Source organism: Cellulomonas bogoriensis 69B4 = DSM 16987 (assembly GCF_000767165.1).
Classification (GTDB): domain Bacteria; phylum Actinomycetota; class Actinomycetes; order Actinomycetales; family Cellulomonadaceae; genus Actinotalea; species Actinotalea bogoriensis.
This window is the reverse complement of the sequence record NZ_AXCZ01000132.1, coordinates 1-7,866: the sequence shown is the minus strand read 5'-3', so window position 1 is coordinate 7,866 and position 7,866 is coordinate 1. Positions and strand designations below refer to the sequence as shown.

The following is a 7,866-nucleotide window of genomic DNA, read 5'->3' as shown; positions in this document are numbered from 1 at the left end:
CGCGCCGTGCAGACGCCCCAGGGCTTCCACCTCGGTCTGCTGCGCGAGGCGCACGCGGCCGGGGCCGCCAGGGCAGGGGACGAGGCGACGGCCGCCACCGACGACGCGGCCCTGGTCGAGGCCCTCGGCCACGCGGTGTGGGTCGTGGACGGCGACCCGGCCGCATCGAAGATCACGACGGCCCAGGACCTTGCTGCGGCCACCAGACGGCTCCAGGAGCACCCATGACGCTGCCGCGCACCGGCCTCGGTGTCGACGTCCACGCCTTCGCCCCCGAGGGCAGCGACCGGCCCCTGTGGCTCGCGGGGTTGCACTGGCCCGGTCAGCCGGGCCTGGAGGGGCACTCCGACGCCGACGTCGCCGCCCACGCCGCTGCCGACGCCCTCCTCTCAGCCGCGGGCCTGGGTGACCTGGGTCAGGTGTTCGGCACCAGCGACCCCCGGTGGGCCGGTGCCGCCGGTGCGACGCTGCTGGCCGAGGCCGCCCGCCTGGTCCGTGAGGCCGGTTTCGAGGTCGGCAACGTCGCGATCCAGGTGATCGGGAACCGGCCGCGCCTGGGTTCCCGGCGCACCGAGGCCCAGGAGGTCCTGGCCCGGGCGTGCGGCGCACCGGTCTCCCTCTCGGCCACCACGACCGACGGGCTGGGCCTGACGGGCCGCGGCGAGGGGGTCGCGGCCGTGGCCACCGCGCTGGTCGCGGCCCGTTCTGCGCCCTGACGCCCCGGTACCCTGGCGCGGTGACACTGCACCTGTTCGACACCGCCACGCGCACCACCCGACCGTTCGAGCCCCTGCAGCCGGGCCGCGCGGGGGTGTACGTGTGCGGCGCGACCGTGCAGGGCGCCCCCCACATCGGTCACATGCGCATGGCCGTGGCGTTCGACGTGCTGGTCCGCTGGTTGCAGCGCGCGGGCCTGGAGGTGACGCTCATCCGCAACGTCACCGACATCGACGACAAGATCCTCGCCCGGTCCACCGAGGCCGGGGTGCCGTGGTGGGCGTGGGCCCAGCGTCACGAGCGCATGTTCACCGCAGCCTACGACGCGCTCGGCGTCCTGCCGCCCACCTACGAGCCGCGAGCCACGGGCCACGTCACCGAGATGGTCGAGCTCATGGAGACCCTCGTCGGACGCGGGCACGCCTACGTCACGGGCGAGGGTGACGTGTGGTTCGACGTCCGGTCGTTCCCCGAGTACGGCACGCTCACGAACCAGCGTCCCGAGGACCTCACCCCGCCCACCGACGAGCCCAGCACCGCGGGGGCGAGCAAGCGCGACCCGCACGACTTCGCGCTGTGGAAGGCCACCAAGCCCACGGACCCGCCGGGCGCCTCGTGGCCCACGCCCTACGGCCGTGGTCGGCCCGGTTGGCACCTGGAGTGCTCGGCGATGGCCGCCCGCTACCTCGGCGCGGCCTTCGACATCCACGGGGGTGGGCTGGACCTGCGCTTCCCCCACCACGAGAACGAGCTCGCCCAGTCCCGGGCCGCCGGTCAGGACTTCGCGTCGTTGTGGATGCACAGCGCCTGGGTCACCCAGGGCGGGACGAAGATGAGCAAGTCGCTGGGCAACTCGTTGCTGGTGTCGGTGCTGCTGGAGGACGTCGAGCCGGTGGTGCTGCGGTTCGCCCTTGCGGCCGTCCACTACCGCTCGATGCTGGAGTTCTCCCAGGAGACCCTCGCCGACGCGGAGGCCGCGTGGGCGAGGTTCGCCGGTTTCGTGACCCGCGCGCACGAGGTCCTCGGCGAGGAGCCCACCGTGGAGCAGGTGCGTGCGGCCGCACTGCCTGCGCGGTTCGTCGCGGCCATGGACGACGACTTGAACGTCCCGGCCGCCCTCGCGGTGGTCCACGAGCACCTGCGGGCCGGGAACACGGCGGTCACCTCCGGCGCCGGCCCCGAGGTGCTGCGCAGCGAGCTGGTCGCAGTCCGTGGGATGCTCGACGTCCTGGGTCTGGACCCGGCCCAGTGGGCGACCCGGGGTGGTGGCTCACGCGCCGAGGGGGCGCTGGAGGCGCTCGTGGGGGCCGAGCTCGAGGCTCGGGCCCAGGCGCGCGCTGCGAAGGACTGGGCCACGGCGGACGCCGTCCGTGACCGGCTCACCCGCGCCGGGATCGTCGTGGAGGACTCACCGACCGGTGCCCGCTGGTCGCTCGCGCAGGACCAGGAGGACTGATGGCAGGCAACTCCCAGCGCCGTGGGGCGACCCGACGCCCGGGCTCGAAGAAGGGCCCGACGACGGGATCCGGTGGCAAGAACCGCCGATCCCTGGAGGGCAAGGGCCCGACCCCCAAGGCCGAGGACCGGCCCTACCACGTGGCGGCCAAGCGCAAGGCCGCCCAGGAGAAGCTGGAGAAGGCCCGCGGTCGCGGCGGGGCCCGTCCCTCGCGTGACGCCGCGCAGCCCCGTACCCGGGCACGTCGCGAGGCCAGCGGTGGCGGCGAGGTCGTCGCCGGCCGCAACTCCGTCGTCGAGGCGCTGCGCGCCGGTGTGCCGTGCACGGGCCTGTGGGTGGCGCACCGGATCGACGCCGACGAGCGGGTCCGGGAGATCCTCAAGATGGCGACCGCGCGGGGGCTGCCCCTGCTCGAGGTCACCAAGAACGAGCTGGACCGTCTGACCGACGGGATGGTGCACCAGGGTGTGGTCGTGCAGGTGCCGCCCTACGAGTACCGCGACGTGTCGACGCTGGTCCGCCGCGCACAGCGGGCCGGTGAGCCGGCGCTCATCATCGCCCTGGACGGGGTGACCGACCCGCGCAACCTGGGTGCGGTGATCCGGTCGGCGGGTGCGTTCGGTGCCCACGGGGTCCTGGTGCCCGAGCGCCGGGCCGCGGGGGTGACCGCCGCGGCGTGGAAGGTCTCGGCCGGGGCTGCAGCGCGGGTGCCGGTGGCACGTGCGACGAACCTGGTGCGGGCGCTCGGCGAGCTGCGCGACGCAGGCTGCTTCGTGGTGGGCCTGGACGCGGGCGGCTCCACCGCGGTGGAGCACCTGGAGCTGGCGACCGAACCGGTCGTGCTCGTGGTCGGGTCCGAGGGCAAGGGCCTGGGCCGGCTGGTGCGCGAGACCTGCGACGTGGTCGCCTCGGTGCCGATCCGCGGCTCGGTCGAGTCCCTGAACGCCGGTGTGGCTGCCGGGATCGGGCTGTACGAGGTCGACCGGCTACGACGTCAGGTGTGAGGCGCCAGGGCTGAGGCGCCGTCCTCAGTCGTCCTCTGAGGGCGACAGGGCTCCTGGTTCGAGGCCGAGGACGGCCTTCTCGTCGGGGCGGTTGCGCAGCACCGAGGCGACGTAGCTCTGCACGGCCTCGGCCATGGGCACGTCACGCTCCTGCTCCCGCGAGATGTACCACCGGTGGTCCAGCATCTCGTGGAACATCTGGGCGGGTTCGAGCTTGCCGCGCATGTCCCGGGGGACGGCGCGCACGGCCGGCTCGAACACGGTGGTGAGCCAGTCGTGGGCGACGAACTCCTCGTCCTCACCCTGACGGTCGGTGGCGGCCCGGTAGGAGTCGAGGTCGTTGAGCAGGCGCCGGGCCTGGTTCTCCTGGACGTCCAGGCCGGTCAGGCGCATCAGGCGGCGGGAGTGGTGGCCGGCGTCGACGACCTTCGGCTGGATGCTGACGGTCGTGCCGTCGATGTCGGTGGTGATGTCGAGCTCGCCCACGTCGAAGCCCAGCTCGTTGAGCTGCTCGATGCGTGCCGCGACCCGCCACCGGTCCCCGGTCCCGAAGGACTCGGCCCCGGTCAGCGTGTCCCACAGCTCGTGGTACCGCTCGACGAGGCGGGTGCCGACGGCCACGGTGTCGACACCGCTCTCGAGCAGGTCCCCGGCCTCCAGGTCCATGAGCTCACCGATGATGTTCACGCGGGCGACCTCGAGGTCGTAGGCGCGCTGCCCGTCCGTCAGGCGTTCGTGCAGGTCCCCGGTCTCGGCGTCCACCAGGTACGCGGCGAACGTCTCGGCGTCCCGCCGGAACAGGGTGTTCGACAGCGACACGTCGCCCCAGTAGAAGCCCGTCAGGTGCAGACGGACCATCAGCACGGCCAGGGCGTCGATGAGGCGGCCGGTCGTGTCCGGCTGGAGGGTCTGGCTGAACAGGGCCCGGTAGGGCAGGGAGAACTGCAGGTGCTCGGTGATGAGCACGGCCTCCAGCCGCTCCCCGTCGGGGCAGCGGCGCCCGGTGATCACCCCGACGGGTTCGACGCTGGGCACGTCCAGCCGGCTCAGGGCGCGCAGCAGCTCGTACTCGCGGTAGGCGACCGTCTCACCGATCTCCTTGACGGCGATCACCCGTCCGGACAGCCGCACGAACCGGACCACGTGCCGGGAGATGCCCCGGGGGAGCGCGGCGAGGTTCTCGTCGGGCCACTGCTCGAGGGGGATGTGCCACGGCAGGTCCAGCAGTGCCGGGTCCGGCGCTGCCGCGGTGATCTGGAGGGACTGCGGCATCGGTGCTCCTGGTGGGGCGGGATCGGGCCGGACGGGCAGAAGGGGCGGGACGGCGCTGCCGTCCCGCCCCTTCGACCGTACAGTCGGGTCAGACCGCGATGCGCAGGCCGGTCGACGCCGAGAACACGTGACGCTCGCCCGGGCGGACGGAGACCCAGATGGTCTCGTCCTTGGCGGGCACCCGACGCGGGTCGACGCGCACGATGACGCGGGCGTCACCGGCGCCGGAGTGGATGTCCTTCGCGGCGGCACCGGCACCGACGAGGTCGCCGTAGACGAACGCGTCCGAGCCGAGCTCCTCGACGAGGGCCACCTTGACCGGGATGGCGCCCTCCTGGGCCTGGGTGACCAGGTCCAGGGACTCGGGGCGGAAGCCGATCGTGATGTGGCCGCGGTCCTCGGGGGTCAGGGACCCCACGACGCTGCGCTCGAGCGGGATGCGGGTCTGGCCGAGCTGGGCGGCGCCGTCGACGACCTGGAACGACCCGATGTTCATGGCGGGGGAGCCGATGAACCCGGCGACGAACACGTTCGCCGGGGTGTCGTACATGTCGCGGGGGCTACCGACCTGCTGGAGCAGGCCGTCCTTGAGGACCGCGATCCGGTCACCCATGGTGAGGGCCTCGGTCTGGTCGTGCGTGACGTAGACCGTGGTGACGCCGAGGCGACGCTGGAGCGAGGCGATCTGCGTACGGGTCTGGACGCGGAGCTTGGCGTCCAGGTTCGACAGCGGCTCGTCCATGAGGAACACCTGGGGCTGACGCACGATGGCGCGACCCATGGCCACACGCTGACGCTGACCACCGGACAGTGCCTTGGGCTTGCGGTCCAGGTACTCGGTCAGGTCGAGGATCTTGGCGGCCTCCTCGACGCGCTTGCGGATCTCGGCCTTGGGGGTGCCGGCGATCTTCAGCGCGAAGCCCATGTTGTCCGCGACGGACATGTGCGGGTACAGGGCGTAGTTCTGGAAGACCATCGCGATGTCGCGGTCCTTGGGCTGAACGTCGGTGACCTCACGGTCGCCGATCATGATGCGCCCGGCGTTGACGTCCTCCAGGCCGGCGAGCATCCGCAGCGAGGTCGACTTGCCGCAGCCCGAGGGGCCGACGAGGACGAGGAACTCGCCGTCCTCGATGTGAAGGTCGAGCTGGTCGACCGCGGGGCGCTCGGTACCCGGGTAGATCCGGGTCGCCTTGTCATAGGTCACAGTTGCCATGAGGCCTGTACATCCCTCCACCGGCAGGTACGTGCCGGACGATCCGTTGTAGAGCTGTCAGGTGCCGGGGTGGCACCGGTACCGGTGGGCGGTCTCCGTGGTCGCTCCTTCGTCACATCGCTGTGCGGAGGTCGGCCGGTCGGGGCACCGTCACCCGTACGACGCCGCCATCCTGCCACACCAGGGCCTCCCGCGGCGACGGTCCACGGTCCTGCACGTGCAGCGCGGAGGTGTGCTCACGATCTGGTGGGAGCGCAGGTCAGGAGGTGGCGTCCGCGAGGTGGGCCAGCAGCACCGCCACGGCGTCGGGGTCCTGCACCCGGAACCGGGCCGCGGTGGCCCCCGGCCCCACCTTCACGGTGACGTCCTCGGGCCCCAGGGTCGCGAAGGCGCGCTCGTCGGTCACGTCGTCGCCGGCGTACAGCAGCCCCTGGGCGCCGACGCGCTCGCGCAGCAGCGCCAGCGCGTCACCCTTGGTGACCTTCAGGACCGACAGCTCCACGACGTCCTTGCCGCGCATCGCGTCCACCCCGTCCCGTGCGCCCAGCCCCAGGGCGTGGTCGGTGAGTCGCCGGGCCTCGGTGGGGTCCGATCCGCGGGTGTGCAGCACCACGGACGTCGGCTTGTGCTCCAGTCGTGCGGTGGTGCCTGACACCGCTGCCGCCAGGGCGGTCCGGAGCGCGTCCAGCAGACCCGAGGCCTCCGGCGGCACGACCAGCGCGTCACGTGCCAGGGCTCCGTCCACGCGGTGGCCGTGCTCGGCGCCGTGGCTGCCCACCAGGAACGTCCCGTCCGGCACCTCGGCGCGGGAGTCGAGGTCGGCCAGGGACCGGCCCGAGACCAGGGCGACCTGCACCGTCGGCACGGCGCCCAGGCGTTCCAGCGCGGTCCTGGAGCCTTCGTGGATGCGGCACGCGGTCGGGTCGTCCTGCAACGGCGACAGGACCCCGTCGAAGTCCAGTGCCACCAGGACCGTGCCACCGGTCCGCACGGTCGCGCCGAGCGCGTCCAGCGCCTCGGCGAGTGCCTGGTCGGGTGCTGCGCCGCTCACCGGCCCTCCGCCCGAGGAACCGCTGTCAGCGTGGACAGGAACCGCTGGGACCACTTGGTCACGTCGTCCTCCATGACCCTCCTGCGCAGCTTGCGCATGCGCCGCCGCATCTCCCGGGGCTCCATGCGCACCGCCCGCTCGATCGCGTCCTTCATCCCGTCGATGTCGTGCGGGTTGATCAGCAGGGCACCGGACAGCTCGTCCGCCGCTCCCGCGAACTCGCTCAGCACCAGCACGCCCCGGTCGTCGGTGCACGCGGCGACGAACTCCTTGGCGACCAGGTTCATCCCGTCCCGCAGGGCGGTCACCAGCATCACGTCGGCCGCCAGGTACAGGGCCGCCATCTCCTCCGGGGGGTAGGAGTGGTGCATGTAGTAGATGGCTGCGGACCCGATCTGGCCGTGCTCGCCGTTGATGCGACCGACGAGGATCTCGACCTCCTCGCGCAGCTGCTGGTAGGCCTCGACGTTCTCCCGGCTGGGGCTCGCGACCTGCACCAGGGCGGTGTCGGGCACCGTGAGGCGTTCCTCCTCCAACAGCTCCCCGTACGCCTTGATCCGGTGGCGGATGCCCTTGGTGTAGTCCAGGCGGTCCACCCCGAGCAGCAGCACCTGCGGGTCGCCGAGGTCCCGTCGGATCTCCCGGGCGCGCGCCTGCACCGACTCGCTGCGTGCCATGGCGTCGAACCGGGAGGAGTCGATCGAGATCGGGAACGCCCCGGCGCGCACCTGCCGCTCCCCGGCCGGGCCGGGGACGGTGATCGACGGCCCGCGCGTGGTCAGGTCCGTCAGCCGGCGCACCACCCGGATGAAGTTCGAGGCGTCGCCGGGTCGCTGGAACCCGATCAGGTCCGCACCCAGCAGGCCCTCGACCACCTGTCGGCGCCACGGCAGCTGGGCGAAGATCTCCAGCGGCGGGAACGGGATGTGGTGGAAGTACCCGATCCGCAGGTCCGGGCGCAGCTCGCGCAGCAGCGCCGGGACCAGCTGCAGCTGGTAGTCCTGGACCCACACCGTCGCGCCCTGCGCGGCCTGGGCGGCCGCCGCCTCCGCGAACCGGCGGTTCACCCGTCGGTAGGCGTCCCACCACGCCCGGTGGAACTCCGGGGGGCTGATCACGTCGTGGCACAGGGGCCACAACGTGTCGTTGG

Annotated in this window: 8 protein-coding genes; 4 read left to right on the top strand and 4 right to left on the bottom strand. The window is 72.6% G+C overall.

Translation table 11 applies throughout. The features are described from left to right. From N869_RS11135 to rlmB, 4 genes are all read left to right on the top strand, one after another. A partial coding sequence (locus tag N869_RS11135; RefSeq protein WP_035061599.1) for a 2-C-methyl-D-erythritol 4-phosphate cytidylyltransferase occupies positions 1–228 on the top strand: 228 nt, incomplete at its 5' end. Then, positions 225–716, top strand: a complete 492-nt coding sequence (ispF, locus tag N869_RS11130) for a 2-C-methyl-D-erythritol 2,4-cyclodiphosphate synthase (RefSeq protein WP_035061597.1) — start codon at positions 225–227, stop codon at positions 714–716. The genes N869_RS11135 and ispF, both read left to right, overlap by 4 nt. Positions 717–736: 20 nt before the next feature. Continuing rightward, complete coding sequence (gene cysS, locus N869_RS11125; RefSeq protein WP_035061595.1) at positions 737–2,173, top strand: cysteine--tRNA ligase; 1,437 nt, start codon at positions 737–739, stop codon at positions 2,171–2,173. Then, positions 2,173–3,177 carry a 23S rRNA (guanosine(2251)-2'-O)-methyltransferase RlmB gene (gene rlmB / locus N869_RS11120; protein WP_035061592.1) on the top strand — a complete coding sequence of 335 codons (1,005 nt, stop codon included), beginning with the start codon at positions 2,173–2,175 and terminating at the stop codon, positions 3,175–3,177. Before cysS ends, rlmB begins: the two co-directional genes overlap by 1 nt. Before the next feature lie 24 nt (positions 3,178–3,201). Here the strand turns inward: rlmB and N869_RS11115 are convergent, their stop codons facing one another. The 4 genes from N869_RS11115 to N869_RS11100 all read right to left on the bottom strand — a co-directional run. Next, positions 3,202–4,449, bottom strand: coding sequence for a DUF4032 domain-containing protein (locus tag N869_RS11115; RefSeq protein WP_035061590.1), 1,248 nt, complete (start codon positions 4,447–4,449; stop codon positions 3,202–3,204). 88 nt (positions 4,450–4,537) lie between these two features. After that, positions 4,538–5,665, bottom strand: coding sequence for an ABC transporter ATP-binding protein (locus N869_RS11110; RefSeq protein ID WP_035061587.1), 1,128 nt, complete (start codon positions 5,663–5,665; stop codon positions 4,538–4,540). A 259-nt stretch (positions 5,666–5,924) separates the two neighbouring features. Next, a complete protein-coding gene (otsB, locus tag N869_RS11105) occupies positions 5,925–6,716 on the bottom strand; it encodes a trehalose-phosphatase (RefSeq protein ID WP_035061584.1) in 792 nt (263 codons plus the stop codon). After that, a partial coding sequence (locus N869_RS11100; RefSeq protein WP_035061581.1) for an alpha,alpha-trehalose-phosphate synthase (UDP-forming) occupies positions 6,713–7,866 on the bottom strand: 1,154 nt, incomplete at its 5' end. The genes N869_RS11100 and otsB, both read right to left, overlap by 4 nt.